This window comes from Eisenbergiella tayi, from assembly GCF_001881565.1.
Taxonomy (GTDB): domain Bacteria; phylum Bacillota; class Clostridia; order Lachnospirales; family Lachnospiraceae; genus Eisenbergiella; species Eisenbergiella tayi.
This window is the reverse complement of sequence record NZ_MPDJ01000003.1, coordinates 71,734-88,833: the sequence shown is the minus strand read 5'-3', so window position 1 is coordinate 88,833 and position 17,100 is coordinate 71,734. Positions and strand designations below refer to the sequence as shown.

12 protein-coding genes are annotated in these 17,100 nt (G+C 49.0%); 1 reads left to right on the top strand and 11 read right to left on the bottom strand.

The window, feature by feature from the left end; translation table 11 throughout:
* The 8 genes from BLA28_RS11665 to BLA28_RS11630 all read right to left on the bottom strand — a co-directional run bounded on the left by BLA28_RS11665 (position 1) and on the right by BLA28_RS11630 (position 14,455).
* On the bottom strand, positions 1 to 1,776 hold the full coding sequence (locus BLA28_RS11665) for a cache domain-containing sensor histidine kinase (protein WP_069158893.1): 1,776 nt from the start codon (positions 1,774 to 1,776) through the stop codon (positions 1 to 3).
* Between the two features lie 21 nt (positions 1,777 to 1,797).
* Positions 1,798 to 3,135 carry an ABC transporter substrate-binding protein gene (locus tag BLA28_RS11660; RefSeq protein ID WP_069158892.1) on the bottom strand — a complete coding sequence of 446 codons (1,338 nt, stop codon included), beginning with the start codon at positions 3,133 to 3,135 and terminating at the stop codon, positions 1,798 to 1,800.
* 29 nt (positions 3,136 to 3,164) lie between these two features.
* Positions 3,165 to 6,266 carry an alpha-mannosidase gene (locus tag BLA28_RS11655; RefSeq protein WP_069158891.1) on the bottom strand — a complete coding sequence of 1,034 codons (3,102 nt, stop codon included), beginning with the start codon at positions 6,264 to 6,266 and terminating at the stop codon, positions 3,165 to 3,167.
* A 25-nt stretch (positions 6,267 to 6,291) separates the two neighbouring features.
* A complete protein-coding gene (locus BLA28_RS11650) occupies positions 6,292 to 9,399 on the bottom strand; it encodes a glycosyl hydrolase (protein WP_071699246.1) in 3,108 nt (1,035 codons plus the stop codon).
* 83 nt (positions 9,400 to 9,482) lie between these two features.
* Positions 9,483 to 11,210: an extracellular solute-binding protein gene (locus BLA28_RS11645; protein WP_069158890.1), complete on the bottom strand. Its 1,728-nt coding sequence runs from the start codon at positions 11,208 to 11,210 to the stop codon at positions 9,483 to 9,485.
* Positions 11,211 to 11,267: 57 nt separating this feature from the next.
* Positions 11,268 to 12,191 carry a carbohydrate ABC transporter permease gene (locus BLA28_RS11640; protein WP_069158889.1) on the bottom strand — a complete coding sequence of 308 codons (924 nt, stop codon included), beginning with the start codon at positions 12,189 to 12,191 and terminating at the stop codon, positions 11,268 to 11,270.
* Between the two features lie 18 nt (positions 12,192 to 12,209).
* The gene (locus BLA28_RS11635) at positions 12,210 to 13,133 is read right to left on the bottom strand and encodes an ABC transporter permease (RefSeq protein WP_071699208.1); all 924 of its coding nucleotides are present in this window, start codon (positions 13,131 to 13,133) and stop codon (positions 12,210 to 12,212) included.
* A 215-nt stretch (positions 13,134 to 13,348) separates the two neighbouring features.
* Positions 13,349 to 14,455, bottom strand: coding sequence for a DUF3810 domain-containing protein (locus BLA28_RS11630; RefSeq protein WP_009250931.1), 1,107 nt, complete (start codon positions 14,453 to 14,455; stop codon positions 13,349 to 13,351).
* A gap of 257 nt (positions 14,456 to 14,712) precedes the next feature.
* On the opposite strand from BLA28_RS11630, the gene BLA28_RS11625 reads away from it, so the two are divergent.
* Complete coding sequence (locus BLA28_RS11625) at positions 14,713 to 15,465, top strand: sulfite exporter TauE/SafE family protein (RefSeq protein WP_081330176.1); 753 nt, start codon at positions 14,713 to 14,715, stop codon at positions 15,463 to 15,465.
* Here BLA28_RS11625 and BLA28_RS11620 read toward each other — a convergent pair.
* From BLA28_RS11620 to BLA28_RS34175, 3 genes are all read right to left on the bottom strand, one after another.
* Complete coding sequence (locus BLA28_RS11620) at positions 15,451 to 16,407, bottom strand: DMT family transporter (protein ID WP_069158887.1); 957 nt, start codon at positions 16,405 to 16,407, stop codon at positions 15,451 to 15,453. The two genes, BLA28_RS11625 and BLA28_RS11620, sit on opposite strands and share 15 nt — an antisense overlap.
* 51 nt (positions 16,408 to 16,458) lie before the next feature.
* On the bottom strand, positions 16,459 to 16,974 hold the full coding sequence (locus tag BLA28_RS11615; protein ID WP_069159139.1) for a shikimate kinase: 516 nt from the start codon (positions 16,972 to 16,974) through the stop codon (positions 16,459 to 16,461).
* Between the two features lie 5 nt (positions 16,975 to 16,979).
* The coding region (locus BLA28_RS34175; RefSeq protein WP_242955476.1) for a Rid family hydrolase at positions 16,980 to 17,100 on the bottom strand (121 nt) is incomplete at its 5' end.

Sequence of the window (17,100 nt, the reverse complement as noted above, 5' to 3'; positions counted from 1 at the left end):
TCAAACATTCCTTTCTTCCTGAATTACAGAACCGATAATGATTTCCGCGCCGCCTTCCGTACGGTTATGGATATCAAAAATCAGGTTTTCCCCCTTCAAAAGATACAGCCGGGCAAAGGTATTCAAAATCCCCATCCCGCCGATTTTCATTTCCACATTCTGTCGGTTATCCAGCAGATCCTGTTTCAGCTTTTTCATTCCATCCGTCAGCTGCACAAGCACCTCCGGGGAAAAGCCTTCTCCATTGTCTCTGATCCGGATATACCAGTTCTTCTCATCCTTGTAGCCCAGCACGGAAAGCTTCATCACCTTGCTGCTGTTGGCATATCCATGGTTGATGCTGTTCTCCGCCAGCTGCTGGATCACCAGCTTCGGCACCCGCTCTTCTTCAATAGCCTTATCCAAATCTATCGTATATTCCAGCTTGTGCTCATATCGATATTTCAGCAGGGAAAAATACAGTTCCAGATAAGTCAGCTCTGTCTTTATGGAGGCATATTTTTCTTTCGTATCGGTGGAATACCGGAGCAGTCCGGCAAGCTCATCGCACATCTCACAGATCACTTCGTCATCATCAAGAATCCCCCTGCTGGAAATCACATTCAATGCATTGTATATAAAATGGGGGTTGACCTGTGCCTGCAGCATATCGAACTGCGCCTGCAGCTGCAGGGTGAGCAGCTGTCTTTCCCTGCCGATGGATTTGCTGAGACGGCTCCGCATTTCTTCATACACCTGCCCTATCCTCTGAAATTCATCGTTTTCATTGCGGAATTCCAGCGGCTCCATCTGATCCAGAGTCTCCAGGTTTGTATTCGCCAGGACATTCTGCAATTGAATGATGGATTTCGTTAAATGGCTGGTGGAAACTGCAACGTATAATAAGGAAAATAAAAGCATACAGCCCACCAGGAATATGGTCATATACATAATATGCACCATATCCCCCTGAATCAGGGAGCTGTCCTTATAAACCAGGACCATGGTTCCGGCCTCTTCATTATACACACCCGCCGCCAGATAGTCTGTCCCTTCCTCTCCGGCATATCTTCCCGCCGGTATCTTTCCCCGGCCCAGCAGACTGCGGCAAAATCCCATATCTACCTGTGTATTCCAGTAAAGAAGCTCCCCTTCCTCATTCACAAGACATACCTTCAGATCCTTATCCGCCATACGGAGCTTCTCATGTACCTTATCGGCACTTTGCTGAACCTCTATGTATCCCATATTCTTTCCCTGAATCTGCTTAATCACGGAAAATACCTGAATCTTATCATTCTGTCCCCACAGATCCCAGTGCAGTCCGATCGTTGTATAGGTATTGGGGTTTTTCTCAGCCTTTTCATACCAGGGCATTTCTTTATAATTGATATCCTTCCGGATATCCTGGCTGTTTCCGATGGGTTCGCAATTGTCATTACAGAATATGACGCGGTAGAATCGTTTTCTGATGTAATCGCTGTTTTGCCGGGATATAATTTCCTTTTCCGCATCCTGAAAATAATTCTCCGTATTCTCCGAACGCACCATGGTGGAAATCGACGTGATGGCCGAAAGCATATCCGCATCACTGAGCAGGTAATAGCTGATATCCTCCATGGATTTAATCATTTCATCATACTGCTGATTCAGCTGGGCTGCGCTGATGGTGAGATTCTGCATCTCCCTCCCATAGAGCTTGTCCACACTGATCGAATAGTAAATAAATCCGGAAACAGTCGCTGCCAATATCCCCAGGATAATATACACGATTTTCATTTTTGACTGAAATTTCAAGTGACTTCCTCCTTAAGGCAGCTATTCCCATAAACCTATCTGCAGCGCCATTTTTCTGCATTCCTCATCATAGGCCTCCGCCGCTTCCAACGCGCTGATCCGTCCGTTTCCCAGCTTATTGCAGATCTGGGCGCAGTTTATTCCTTTGATGGGAGTCAGATATTCCAGCGCCAGCATGACGTTGCCTTCCGTATAATATTTCTGTACTTCCTGAACCAGTTCTATGGATTTCTCCTTCGGCTGATATCCCGTATGGAATACTCCGGCGGGTGAATAAAAAGAGGCCATCACATCCTGTCCTTCCTCCGATACATACCATTCCATAAATGTGAGGATGGCCTCCTGGTTTTTACTCTTTTTATTTCCGTAAATGCCATTGGAAGGCCATATTGTCAGTCCTGTCGCTTCCTTTGTGTCCCCCGGCAGGGCAAAAAATCCTATTTTATTAATTTCATCCCCATAGGTATTCATCCATTCGGGTATGCGGCTGGAAAACTGAATCAGATGTCCCACTCTGTTGTCAAAAAAACGATCCTCGATTTCCTGATTGGATGCTGTTGCACAGTCCTCGTTTAAAAAAGGAACCAGTTCTTCATACCGTTCCCACGTCCTGAGTCCCTCATGTGAGTCCGCAAAGCCTGTTTCACCATGTGTGAACTCCTGTGCAAAATCAGGATTTTCATACATCACCTGATAATTATCCGCAAGAAACGGAAGCTGCGAGGAAACGAGTTCGCTCAGTGAAATTCCCATTCCGTCCACGCCCGCATGCTGTAAAACTTCCAGGTTTTTTCTGAATTCTTCCCAGGTTTCCGGCACCTCCAGCCCATATGCCTCATAGAGCTCTTTATTATAGAAGACTCCGGCGCTCATGCTGTCACATTGGGGAATCCCATAAAGAACGCCGTCAACGCTTGCCGCCCGGATAAAATCCGAATCAAGCTTTTCAGCCATCTTCGTATCCGTAAGATCCAGGAAAAATTCCGACGGAGCCAGTGAATAAAGAAGACTTCCCGTATTATAAACCAGAAGATCCGGGCAATCACCTATGGCCAGCCTCGTTCTCACCACATTGTCATCGTAGCAGGGCTCTATTTCTATATGAAAACCGAATTTTTCTTCTGCCGCCTCACAGGTGGCAGTCAATACTCCGCCGGGAGTTGCGGATGAAAAATTCAGTAAGGTCAGCGTTACCCCGGCGAAGGGCTTCTCTTCCCCGCCGCCGTCTGTTACCGGGCTTTCTTCCGCCGGAACGGTTTCCGGAATATCCGATCTGCTTTCCGAAGCTTTGCAGCCTGCCATGCTCCAAAGGAACATGGCAGACAACAGCACCAATACAGTCCATTTCTTCCCTCTCATCTTCCCCTCCCAGGACACTGATGTTTCCTCTATAAGTACATTTTAAAAGTCTTAATCTCAAAAGGTGTGATGGGAAATACCGCCTCAGCTCCTTCAACGGCCTCTCCGCAGTCATGCTCCAGCAGATTGCAGGGTACCAGCTTCTTTACCGGGAATTCGGAAGACAGCTTCACCTTCCCTCTCCCTCCTCTGCATTCATGAAGCCTTACGATAAGGCAGTCTTCATCCTCGGCCTTTTTCACCGCATCAATCTGAACCCTGTCAGTGGATACCTTCACGATTTTTCTCTGATCGGCAAACTGTCCCGGAACTGCCTGTGCAGGAAGGTTAAGACGGCTGGCTGCTTCAATGGTTCCTCCTTCCGTCACGCTGCCTTCATGGGGATACAGGGAATAGGTAAATTCATGTGTCCCTTTATCGGCTTCTGTATCCGGATATACCGCACTCTTCAGCAGGCTTAGCTTTATCGCCTGATCCTTAATGCTGTAACCGTACTTACAGTTGTTCAGCAGGCTGACGCCATAGCCGGTCTCAGACAGATCCGCCCATTTGTGCCCGCAGACCTCGAATCTCGCCCAATCCCAGCTTGTATTCCAATGCGTGGGACGTTCCACATGCCCGAACTGGATGTCATATGACGCCTTCACGGAGCGGATATCCGTATAGAACGCCGCCTTCAGCAGTCTGTGCGTTTCCTGCCAATCCACACGGGTGACGAAATCAATATTTCCGGAATCCCTGAAGACTGTCATATCCTGTTGGATCACGGATTTGTGATACCGGAATACAAAACGGACAACCGCCTTCAGGCTCCCGTTTTCCACCAGCTCCGGGGCTTTCGCCAGTTTTGCCCTTTCCATCTTCTGTGTATAGAAAATATCAATATCCCAGGCATCGAAATTGATGGGCTTATCTTCATATACCTCCAGGACATTGCCCAGCTGCCCTTCCTTCAGCACGGAACGTTCCACCCTCTTATCGTAAATCCGGGTCAGCTGCCCTTCTTCATTCCAGGCTATGGAATAGCGGGGCGTTTCTATTGATGCCCCATCAAATGAGGAAGCTGTCTTTGGTACAGCCGTCTTTTTTTCTCCCGGTATGAAAATAACGGGAATCGCGGAAAAGGGTTCTGTTTCCACCTGTACTTCATAACCCCTTTCCGTTTTTTGTGCTTCCAGCTTTCGTCCGCTGCCGTCCGTGAAGCTTCCTTCTTCCTGTTCGGGAATCAAAACCAGTTCTTTTCCTCCGAAGCTGTTTGTGGAATACACGCTGTAGGTATGCTCTTTTTCCTGTATTACTGTTTTCAGGGCTTCTTCCCACACATGATCGGCACGTTCTTCCGCCGTGCGGTAATTGATCCTGGAATCCTCATATACTTCGTGAATGGAAGAACCCGGAATAATATCATGAAACTGATGAAGCAGAACACATTCCCAGCTGTCATTCAGTTCCTGTCCGGCATAGCCTCCCCCCAGGATATAGGCGAGTGAGGACAGCCATTCCGTCTGCACAAGCTTGTTCTCCATATGGCGGTTTGTTTTTTTATTGTATGCCTGCGAAGTATATGTTCCTCTGTGATATTCCAGATACAGCTCCCCGTCCCATGTATGAACATAACGGTCTGTATTTTCCACGTTTTCATGCAGCTTTCTGAAAAATTCTCCCGCCTGTACCGATTTTACATGGGGAAGCCCCGGAATCACATCCATGGCCCTTCTCAGCTCCAGCATGTCCCTGGTGACTCCGCCTCCGCCGTCACCGTAGCCGTAAGAGATCAGGGTATCCCTGCTCAGATCTTTGTTTTTGAACTTATTCCAGCTTCCCAGGACTGCGTGGGGAGTAACCATTCCATTATAGGTGGCATATCTGGTATCCATATCCTGTCCCTCGCCGGGCGTATTTACAAAATAGGTGAGGATCTCACTTCCGTCGATGCCCCTCCACCAGAACAGGTCGTCCGGGATGCTGTTAAACTGATTCCAGCTGATTTTCGTCGTCATAAAGGTATTGATTTCACACTGCTTTAAAATCTGCGGCAGGGCCCAGCTGTAGCCGAATACGTCAGGCAGCCAAAGGTATTCGCATTTTTTCCCGAATTCCTGTTCCAGGAAACGGGTTCCGTACAGGAACTGGCGGACCAGGGCCTCTCCGGAAGAAAGATTGCAGTCCGCTTCGACCCACATGCCGCCGTCCGGCTCCCATTTTCCTTCTGCAGCCTTCTGCCTGATCTTTTCATATAATTCCGGACAGTCCTCCTTCACATATTTATAAAGCTGGGGCTGTGTCTGCAGGAAAATATATTCGTCGTACAGCTCCATCAGGCGGAGTACGGTTGAGAAGGAGCGCTGGGCTTTTTCCCTGGTATGCTTCAGCCTCCACAGCCAGGCCACATCGATATGGGTATGCCCCACCACATTCACCGTCACCTCTGTGCTTTTTTCCATCCGATCCAGCTCATCCATCAGCATATCATGAGCCTTTTCCGCCGTTTCATAAAAGGATTCTTCATCCCAGTTGATACAGGAAAAGGTGCGATCCAGCGCCGCCTTCAGCTTCGCATACTGCTCATTCTCCGGAGGGAGAAGCAGAAGCGTTTCCGTGATGGCTTTTGCGAAATAATAAAGCTCATCCGTCTTTTTATGAAGATACGCTACATCCGCCTGCCGGCACTGATGGTAAAAGGAGGTATGCTCCCCGCCTCCCTCAAGGCCCGTCCACAAAAGGAAGGTAAGGCAGACCTCTTTTCCTTCTTTCCCCCGGAAAATCACTTCCTTATGATGGGTATCCACTCCCTGGTAAGGGTGCCCGTCCACATACAGCAGGGATTCAAATCCGCTGTTATATCCGCCGCCGGTTTCCCCGAAATCAAATAATCCCACCGTCTCACAGCCTTCTTTTGCTTCCGGAAGCTTAACGGTCCTTTCCAGCCATAAATACCTGTCCCTTCCCACAAAGAAATCATGGAGGCCGAACTCCGGCCCTTCTACCTTTTCAGGCAGTTCCTTGTAGCTTTCATCCGGAGGAAGATTTCCCTCCATGGATATAAAAGGGGCAATACAGCTGTGGCCGAAATATCTTTTTTCCCCCAGTTCCCTGACTCTCTGCCTGAATTTATCCAACGTTAAAAACATAATGCACTCCTTCCCTTCATGAAACCTACGGTTCCTCCGTTAACACAGCATATGGGGATACCAGGATTCCTGTCTGTGTAAGCTGGTATTCATACGCCCAGTTTTCTCCTGTTGTCCTCCAGGCATCCGGCCCGCACCAGGTCTGTGTATCGCTGCAGTTATGCAGCTGGCCGAACGTGTTCTTCCGGTTTCCGAATACCTTAAGCGCCAGTTCACAGCTGCCTTTTTTTACCCCTTCAAATTCCGCCCGGCAGGGGCTCTTAAAAATCTTCCTTTTCTCCGTGCCGTTCAGCGTAACTTCTATCAATGGACTCCGGAATTTGGTTACCCAAACGGAAAGCGTGCCGTCCTGCCTGATCTCCACAGGCATATGCAGGGTCAGATTCCCTCCGTAAAAGGGCAGCCCCTGGGTACAGATATCTCCGAAGGCCAGCTCCCTTACCGGCTCTGTCAGAACCGCGGTACAGCCCCCGACCTTTACGCCGAAATCTCCGAGAAGATACATGGCTTCCACATTGACATTGGCATGATATGGGATATGTACCTCCAGAATATTCCCGCCTGCCTTTACGCCGTCCAGTTTTACTGTTCGGATCTGTTTGTCGACATAATAACCCTCTGCGGGATCTTCTATTTTTCTGTTATTCCAGAATACTTCTGTGATATCCGCATTTTCCAGCGCCAGCCGGACGTCTGTTATATCGATTTCAGAATTTATGTGAAAACGCAGGGATACCCTGTGTTCATATTCCTGTTTTCCGTAGATCCAGGGCTGCGCGTAGGCGTCGGCCCTTCTGGGATATCCCAGCTCTTCGCGGATTTGATTATCCAGGCGGAGTATTTCCTCTTTTTCTCTCCATTCCCCGTCATCCAGCCGGAATTCCGCCATATCGAGCGGCAGGACATTGTCTTCCTCCAGCGTTACCCGGGCGGATTCCGGAAGCTTCACCGCCTGCTGCCGTCCTGTGGCCTTCACGGTTTTGTGCAGGGTGCATCTGCCGGGCTTCAGGCAATACAGGAAGGAATCGCAGGCATAGGAAGTGATTTCCCATACCGTCCTGTTTTCCTTATAAAATACAGGAATTTCCTCCACATTTCCAGACAGCGCGTCATAGAAATCCACTCTCCAGATTCCCGAAACGGTTATCGTCAGTTTTTCTTTTTCCATACTGTCCGGCTTTTCCGGCTTTCTGCCATGGGCCAGGAAAATCCACCTGTTTTCTCCGTCCTCACGCATCTGATAAAGGAAATGATCCGTGGGAATTCCGGCCTGATTCCGGATATCCAGCATACGGTACGGTTCCAGCCTTCTCATTAATTCCCTCTTTTCAAAGGGTATTTTCATACAATGTCCCGCCAGCTTCGCCGCCCGGTCACTCTTGCGGGCCGCCACATATTCGGGAATGCCTCCCATGAATATGACGTTTCCGCCCTCCTTCACAAAGGCCTCCAGCCTCATCACCGTATTCTCGCGCAAGGTCAGGCAGTCCGGCACCAATATCACGTCATACCGCATTTTTCCTGCGGTAAATCCCTTTTCTCCCTCCTGAAGATCCTCCAGCAGGGATTCCGCGATATAGTCAAAATCCTGCAGCCCATACAGCAGCCATTTTATCAGGCTGTCGAATTTTTCTTCCATCGCCTCCCTGTCTGCATAGGTGGTTTCCTCACTTCCCCACTTCAGCCAGTAAGATTCCACAGGATGTATCACGCCTATACGTACCAGAGGCTTTCCTCTGACAAGCGCCGTATTCACTCTGGCAAAATAATCCTCAATCAGCTTATATTCCTCAAACCAGGGGGACTGATAGCCGATACAGGCCGGATAATCCCTTTTCGCTTCTCCCTCCATGGAAACCCAGGCCAAATGATGGACCCTCACCGTCACACCGAGGGCCGCCTGCCAGTCACCTGCCAGCTTATGTCCCCGGAAATCAAAGTCCCAGTTTGTCACGCCGTAGATTTCACTGACCATCCCTTCCCTGCCGTACTGATGAACCGCACTCTGCGCCTGCTTTGCCGTCGTCAGCTCCCTGGAATCACACAGAATATCGATTCCCGGAATATGGAAGCTCCGATAGGAACGCATCGCCTCTCCCAATGCCGCCGTCTGGCTTTTCAAGGTCGGTTCCTCCATCATGTGACCTGTCAGCACAATTCCGTGTCCGGTACACCAGCTTCCTGTCTGATCCGCATAGGCGCGGGCAAAACGTTCCGCGATATGATCATGATACCGGTATCTCGTCTCCGAAACCGGCTCCTCTGCCCGTTCCCAGAAAACTTCGGGAAGATATTTCAGGAATTCCTCACCATAAGCCGCTTCATATGTTTCTTCAAAATCATCCGTATAGGGAATGAACTGGGCTTTTCTGTCATGGGCCCTCCCCAGCCTGGTTTTATGGGCAAACTGCGGTTCATCCGTAAAAATGGCCGGAATATCCTTTCCAAAATATTCGCCCATTTTTTCATTATACTTCTCATGCGTCACTTCCAGGAAACGGGCGATCGCCTTTTCATCCAGGGTATTCACATAGGCCTGATTATTAAACCAGACATTATCGCCTGAAATTTCCAGGTAGGCATACCAGGGATCATATCCCTCCGGAATCTCCTCTCCATCTTCCAGAGCCCGGTAATCCTCCATGGTACCATCCGCATTCAGCAATACCCCATACCTTTTCAGCAGTTTTCTGGATGCGCTTCTGATAATCACGGCCGCCGATACGTCCCGCCCTCTGTCTTCGGGTACGCCTTCCGGTATTTCCTCCGGAGAAAAGACAAGGAATCTCATACGGAATTCCGGATCCTTTGTGACAAATCCGCCGCCGTACCCGGAGGGCCAGCGGTCTTCGTCGTACAGCCAGGTCAGCATCCCCTTTTCCCGGAACTTTTCATGGGCATACGATACCTGATCCAGAAATTCTTCACTCATATAGGGAATATTCATCCCCGTCCTGCAATGGATATGGGCCCCGCCCATCCCCATCCGCAAAAATATCTCCGTCTGGTCATCTATCTGCTCTTTCGTCACCTTACAGTTCCAGGCCCAAAAGGGTGCCCCTCGGTATTCACCGGACGGGTTTTTGAATAATTCTTCCGTTAATGTCTCTTCCTGTTTTTTCTGATACAGCATGCCCTTCTCCTTAATTTCTAAAAAAAGTTCCTCTTGAATGATTATATACGATTTCAAGAGGAACTTTTCATCAACTAGATTTATCAGCCTTTTACAGCCGCATAACGGTCATATGCAGCCTGCTCGATTTCCAGCAGACGGCCCAGATTCATCTGATTTAAAGTATTCACATAGGTATCCCAGTCTTTATCCAGATCCAGTTCGCCGGTAATAAACTGCGCTCTCGCCTGTTTCAGATAGGTAGTAATGTCTTTGTAAACAGCTCCTCTTTCTTCCACTTCATCCGAAGTATAAGATACCACCGGATATGCTTCCACACCAGTAACGCCGTCTGCCTTGAAGGCATCAATGACACGCGCCGCCCATCCGTACTGCTCGACAAATTCAGGATTTTCCAACACTTCTCTGTCACTCTCAAACATAGCCTGGCGATCTATATTTCTTTCCACAAGATTCAGCGCCTCATTCAGGACAGCCCCTTTATAACGGAATTCTTCCCCTGAAGTATAGCCGTCGGGAACACGCATCTGCGGAACCTCTTTTCCAAGAAGGTCATCCTGCACCATGTCAAAAGTAACCCCTTCATATCCCTTTGTAGCGGAAAGCATTCCTTCATCCGTATAGAAATAATCAATGAAACGTGCTAAAGCTTCCGGATACTCTGTATTGCCGTTTACCGCAACAAGGATATTGTTCTGGACAGGGCTGGCAATGCTGGCTTCCCTTTTCGTATGCAAATCGGAAGACAAACCTGACAGCGCAGCCCAGTTCGCATCATAGCTGATATCTTTATTGGCCATAACGAACGGAGCGGAACCACAGCCAAAGGAACCATATACATCTCCCTGCTGTTTTGTGGTGACTTCATCGCCTGTAATCGTAAACGCTTCCTGCTCCATCAGGCCTTCGGCATACAGCCTGTGCATGAATTTCAGGTATTCTTTGTAGGTATCATTGATATTTGCCAGTTCTACCTTGCCGCTCTCATCTGCCTGAAGGACATAGTTGGGATCCGTGGTGAAAATACCATACGCATCCAGCAATGTTTTTTCCAGAGCGGTATAGCCTCCGCTGTCCGAGGTGAACAGAAGCGGTATCTCATCGTCCGGATCCCCGTTGCCGTTGGCATCCTGTTCTTTGAATGCAACCAGCACATCGTAGTACTCATCAATCGACGTGGGCACGGAAAGTCCCAGATTATCCAGCCACTGCTTGTTGATAAAGCTTCTTGTCAGACGGTCGGTCATATCAACCTTCAGTTTGGGAAGGCCGTAGATATGGCCGTCGGAAGTCGTGCAATATGCTTCCAGCTCCGGATACTGATCGAAATATGCCTTAAGGTTAGGCATCAGATCCATATACTGGCTCAGATCCAGGAAATAGCCTTCTCCGCCCCATTCATTTACATCGCTGACATTCATGGAACAGCCTATCAGCATATCCGGCAGTTCATCGCCCGCCACCTTTAATGTCAGCTGGGTTTCCCAGTCTGTCTCATAGAAATCGCAGTCCAGACGGATGCCGAGCCGGTTGGCATATTCATCGATAACCGCCAGCTGTGACCAGTCTTCACACCCTGATGGCATGGGGCCTGCGGCCGTTACGGTGATCTCCTCACTGGTAATGGGATACCCTGTTTCATTCACCTCCACACTGCCGGTACCTGATGACGCCTGTGTGTCAGCACTTCCGGTATTTTCCGTGTTTGCGGCATTTCCGGTTTCCTCGGCCTGCTTACCGCACGCCGCCAGACTGACAGCCATGCTGACCGCCAGAACAATGGCAGCCGTTTTTTGGAATCTCTTCTTCATACATCTTCCTCCTGTTTTTTTATTTTATATATCATCTATGATAATGAAATTGATATATCAGCCTTTCACAGATCCGATCATCACGCCCTGCTCGAAGTATTTCTGCAGGAACGGATAAATTATGAGCATCGGCAGTGCGGAAAGGACTATGACTCCGTATTTGATCATGTTCGCCGTATCCGCCTGTTTTATAAGAGCCATCATCTGTTCCGCCGAAAAGCTCATGCCGTCCGCCATGGCCGTTTTGGCAAATGTACTTTTCGTCAATATCTCACGCAGAAACAGCTGCAGAGGGAATTTGTTCCTGTCTTTGAGATAAATCATTTCCACAAAATAAGAATTCCAGCGGCCCACCCCATAATACAGAGTCATTACAACGGTAATCGCCTTTGACAGCGGGAATATGATTTTACCGAAAATCTGGAAATCATTGCACCCGTCAATAACTGCCGCTTCCTGTATTTCCCAAGGAATTGAGGTCATAAAATAGGTACGCGCGACAATCAGGTTAAAGGTGGATACCAGGCCGTTTATCAGGATGACGCCGCGTGTATCCAGCAGCCCGAGGCTCTTGATATTCAAATACCCGGGAATCATGCCTCCGCTGAAATACATGGTAATCATAAAGTAAATCATCAGATACTTCCGGCCCTTCAGGTCTTTCCGGGACATGGCATAGGCACAGGGAAGCGTGGCGGCCAGGTTCAGCAGGGTTCCCGCAATCATATAAAAGATGGTATTCCCATAGCCGACCCAGATTTCCTTATACTGCATCAGGTACCGGTACCCCTCCAGAGAAGGCTTTACCGGAAGCAGCAGCATCTCTCCCCCGGCAACCGCTTTCGGATCACTGAAGGACGCACTCAATACGAAAATCAGAGGATACAGCATTATGACAGCCAGAAGCAGCAGCAGGATATAAATCACAGCGTTGAATATCCCGTTCTTTATCTTCGTCTTACTCAGCTTTTTTGTTTTCATCTATTCTTACCCCTTTCATCAGAACAGGCTCGTTTTTGTTGTCTGCTTGGAAATCGTATTCGCAAGCACCAGGACAATCGTATTCACGACAGAATTAAATAAATCCGCCGCTGCTCCGAATGAAAAGTCCGACTTTTCCAGACCGGATTTGTATACAAACGTTGAAATGACCTCGGAGGCGCTCAGGTTCGTGGGATTCTGCAGAAGGAACACCTTTTCATATCCCACACTCAGCAGGGAGCCGCAGTTTAAAATCAGCAGAATCAGGATGGTCGGCACCAGGACCGGAAGATTGATATACCAGATCTTCTGCAGCCTGGAAGCGCCGTCTATATCCGCCGCCTCGATCAGCGCTTTGTCCACCCCCGACAGGGTTGCGAAATAGATGATGCTCCCCCAGCCCATTTCCTGCCATACGCCGCTGAGCACATATACCCATTTGAACATGGACGGTTCCTGAAGGAAATTAATGTGCTCCCCGCCCAGCATGGTAATAAAACGATTGATCACGCCGGAGGACGGGCTCAGGAACAGGGTGAGCATACCGCATAGGACTACTGTTGAAATAAAGTGGGGTGCGTAGGATATTGTCTGGAACCCCTTCCTGAAACGGCTGTTCTGCACTTCATTGAGTATCAGCGCCAGAAGGATCGGGATGGGGAATCCCAGAATCAGCGTCAGCGTATTTTTTAAAATGATGGGAAACCAGTAGGAAGAAAACAGCCTTTCAAAGTTTCCAAAGCCGATCCAGGGACTTCCCATGATTCCCTTTCTCATGCTGTAATTTTTGAAGGCAATGATAATTCCATACATAGGCTTATAGGCAAAGATAAGAAAATAAATGACTGCAGGCAGGCACATGATATACAGCTGCCAGTTTTTCCATACGCTTTTTTTCTTTTCCCGCTCTGCCCGGATGGATTTTTGTTTTGTCCCACTCATACTTCTTCCTCCTGGATTGTTATCTGCACCCGCTGCGGGCGCCTGACTTAACTGATTCTAGCATGGAGGATTCTTTTTTTAACATGGAGATTATTTCACTTTTACACAAAAAAATATGGAGAAAATAGTCCATCCTGTGAAAGGACTATTTTCTCCATATTTTTTGCTTAAATTTCCATATCATTCCAGGTTACGGAAGAAGCTCCCAAACCTTTTCAATACAAAATCCCGTCGTAATATTTTAAAAGCAGCTGCACTACCCTGCTGTAGCTCTTCATTCCGTCTTCCACGCCGTTCAGCTTCAGCGTTGCCTCCGTAAACTGGTTGGAGGCTTTCTTCACTACCGCGGTCTGAATCACCGCTTTTTCTTCCACCTTTTCCCAGGCCTCCGCCGTAAGGAACAGATCATCGTCATATACGCTTCTGGCGATTTCCGGGTGTTCGAAATACGCCGACGCCTTATGATTGACGGAATCCCTGAATTCGTTTTCCACATAACCCAGCACGCTCATATAGCCGCTGTACCGGAAGAACAGGTCATCGGAGCTGACACAGGCAAGAAAGCCGATGAAATTGGCCTCGTCTTCATAGATAAAGCCCTTCAGATGTGCCAATTCATGACAGATAGTGGCGGGCTTATTCACCACATACATAGTTTTATTGTAATTAGCCTCCATGGAAAAGGGGAAATAATATCCCATCATATGTTCCTGGCTCAGAAAATCCGAAGAATGAATGGTTTTTGCTTTAGGGTAATAACCGGCCAGCTGTCCATACTCGTTTCCCAGCTTCTGCATGGCCCTGATTGCCCCATCGCTGATCTCCTCATCATAAACAAGATATCCTGCGTCATCCCGTTCCATGAGTTCCGTCAGTTCATTCAGCTGGGTCACGATATAATCCCTCACCGCCGCCAGTTCCGTATCCGTATAGGTACGTTCCGTCTTCTCCGGCATGTATTTTTCATCGATGGGAGAAGCATGGTATAAAAGGAAGCAGTTGCAGGTCATGATCCAGAAAACTGCCAGAAGGACCCACGCGAAGCCCTTGTAAAACCCACTGCACAGCTTTTTCACCCATTCCTTTTTGACAAAGAGCCTTACCAAACCCAGAATGAGCGCTTCCGCAAGCAAAAGCAGCCCGAATACGATCATCCATTCCCCGACGGAAAAAGGAACAACCGACATCATCCTGCCATAGGTATTGATGGAAACGGGAAAGAAAAACCGGATATGCCAGTCACAGAAGGCACTGCTGTTCCATGCCACAAGATTAATAATTACCGCTGCCGCAAATAAAGCAAACCAAATCTTTTTTTTCACAAAAAACCATCCCCCGCTCTCTGCCGATGCTGCTGATTAACATGTCTGAACAGATTCTTTTATCCCCTGTTTATACTATACCTGCAACACCAGTCCAAAACAATAGAATCACAAAAAAGCTAGAAAGAATTCACAGTCTATTTACAATTCGTTAACGAAAAAGCATGGAATAAATTCTTGACAAAAACGCTTGCATGTGATCCGGCACACTGGTAGAATAAAGGGAAATTTTGTAACAATCCGAGGTTTTTTTGACAATGAATATACATGTATTTTTTATCGTATGCCCGATGGTTTTTCTGGCCGGAATCGTGGATTCCATAGCAGGGGGAGGCGGCCTTATTTCCCTGCCCGCTTACCTGATGGCAGGGCTTCCTCCCCATATGGCAGTGGCTACCAATAAGCTCTCCTCTTCCTGCGGCACCACGGTTTCCGCCTTCCGCTATCTGAAGAACAGATGCGTCAGCCTTCCGCTCGTCCCCTCCACCATCCTTGCGGCCCTTGCCGGTTCCTCCATCGGCGCCCGCTTGGTCCTTGCTTTGGACGAGCGTTATATAAAGGGGATGCTTTTTATCGTCCTTCCCGTTACCGCTTTTTTTGTTCTGCGCAAAAAAAGCCCGCTGGATACCCAGGGGCCTGCCCTTCCTTTGAAAAAACAGCTTGTGATCGCTACGCTGGCGGCTTTTATCATCGGGGCCTATGACGGCTTTTACGGTCCCGGGACAGGCACCTTCCTGGTACTGATCCTCACAGGCCTTGCCCGGATGGACGTGCGCACCGCCTCCGGAAATACCAAATGCATCAACCTGGCCTCCAATATCGCGGCTCTTGTCACTTTTCTTATAAACGGACAGGTCTTTCTCCTGTTAGGGCTCTGCGCCGCTCTTTTCTCCATTCTGGGCAACTTCATCGGCTCCGGCATGGTAGTAAAAAATGGGGCGAAAACAGTCCGCCCCATCATTATCGTCGTGCTTATTCTGTTGTTTTTCAAGCTGCTAACCGACTTCTGACTCCGCCTCCGGCTGCCGTTTCTTTTCCGGAAGCTGTACCAGGATTACGGCTGCAAAGACAAGGACACAGCCGAAAATTTCCTTGGAGCTCATGATCTGGTTCAGTATCACCCAGCCCGCCAGGACCGAAACCACAGATTCCAGGCTGAGAATCAGGGATGCCACCGTTGGATCCAGATTCCTCTGTCCGATGATCTGCAGGGTATAAGCCACGCCACAGGACATGACGCCCGCATACAGCACCGGCACCGCGCCGCTCACCAGCGCGCTCCAGGTGGGCGTTTCCACAAGGAAGGCCCCGATGGTACAGATGATCCCCGCCACAAAAAACTGGATGCAGGACAGCTTCACCCCATCCGCTTTCGGAGAGAAATAATCAATCACCAGGATATGTATGGAAAAAATCACCGCACATATGAATACCAGCAGGTCTCCTTTATTCAGGCTCAGCGTTTCGTTGACGCACAGCAGGTACATCCCCGCCGCTGCAAGCGCTGCACCCGCCCACACGATCCTTCTCACTTTTTTCCCGAAGAAAAGCCCCATGATAGGGACGATGATGATATAAAGGGTGGTAATAAAACCAGCCTTTCCCACCGTGGTATACTGGATGCCGTACTGCTGAAACATACTTGCGGTACAAATGGCAAGGCCGCAGCAGCAGCCTCCGATCAGCGTCACCTTACGGCGCGCTTTTTTCTTCTCCGGTGTCTCTTCTTCCACTGCATCCCTTTTCCTGCTTCTTTCCCGGAAAGCGATCAGCGGAAGCAGAACCATCCCGCCTATCAGGCTTCTGGCCCCATTAAAGGTAAAAGGCCCCATATAATCCATACCGACACTCTGGGCCACAAAGGCCACGCCCCAGATGGAAGCCGCAAGAAACAGAAGCAGGCTGCTGCGATAGCTCTGCCCGCCTTTATTGCTCTGGCTGTTTTGTTCCATAAAACATACCAACTTTCTATAATAAACTTAAAAACCGTATTCTATGGTCTGTCATTCCCCTTCGGGCTGAAAAACTGCGGACAGCTCCGATACAATCTGCCGCATCCTCTTTCCTCCGCAGCAGAGCGTCACATCCGCATATTTTTCATAAAGAGGGACCCTCTCCGCATACAGCGCCTCAAGAGTCTGCCCTTCCTTCAGGGCAACACCCCTTTTTCTCAGATCACCAAGCCTTTTTCTGATCTCCTCGCAGGAAAGCTCCAGGTAAACCACGGTCCCGATCTCCTTCAGATGACGCATGGCCTGTTCCCCGTACACCACACTTCCTCCGGTGGCAATAATGCTGCGGCTTGTCTCTATCCGGCTGTTCACATCATTTTCTATCTCCAGGAAGCCGTCGACGCCATCCTCCGAAATGATCTCATGAAGAAGCCGCCCCGTCTCCTCCTGGATAACCAGATCCGAATCCAGAAACCGGCAGCCCAAAACCTTAGCAAGGACCACCCCAACCGTACTTTTCCCCGCTCCGGGCATCCCAATCAGAACGATATTATCTTTCGTACCCATAAGCATCAGCCCAGATAAGCGATCACTTCTACTTCACAAAGCACACTCTTGGGCAGTTCCTTAACCGCCACACAGCTCCTGGCAGGCTTTTCCGTAAAATATTTCTCATAAACACCGTTAAATGCC

Excerpts from the sequence above, each read along its gene's own strand:
- BLA28_RS11660 (WP_069158892.1), bottom strand. The coding sequence starts at position 3,135 with ATGAGAGGGAAGAAATGGACTGTATTGGTGCTGTTGTCTGCCATGTTC.
- BLA28_RS11655 (WP_069158891.1), bottom strand. The coding sequence starts at position 6,266 with ATGTTTTTAACGTTGGATAAATTCAGGCAGAGAGTCAGGGAACTGGGG.
- BLA28_RS11650 (WP_071699246.1), bottom strand. The coding sequence starts at position 9,399 with ATGCTGTATCAGAAAAAACAGGAAGAGACATTAACGGAAGAATTATTC.
- BLA28_RS11645 (WP_069158890.1), bottom strand. The coding sequence starts at position 11,210 with ATGAAGAAGAGATTCCAAAAAACGGCTGCCATTGTTCTGGCGGTCAGC.
- BLA28_RS11640 (WP_069158889.1), bottom strand. The coding sequence starts at position 12,191 with ATGAAAACAAAAAAGCTGAGTAAGACGAAGATAAAGAACGGGATATTC.
- BLA28_RS11635 (WP_071699208.1), bottom strand. The coding sequence starts at position 13,133 with ATGAGTGGGACAAAACAAAAATCCATCCGGGCAGAGCGGGAAAAGAAA.
- BLA28_RS11625 (WP_081330176.1), top strand. The coding sequence starts at position 14,713 with ATGAATATACATGTATTTTTTATCGTATGCCCGATGGTTTTTCTGGCC.
- BLA28_RS11620 (WP_069158887.1), bottom strand. The coding sequence starts at position 16,407 with ATGGAACAAAACAGCCAGAGCAATAAAGGCGGGCAGAGCTATCGCAGC.
- BLA28_RS11615 (WP_069159139.1), bottom strand. The coding sequence starts at position 16,974 with ATGGGTACGAAAGATAATATCGTTCTGATTGGGATGCCCGGAGCGGGG.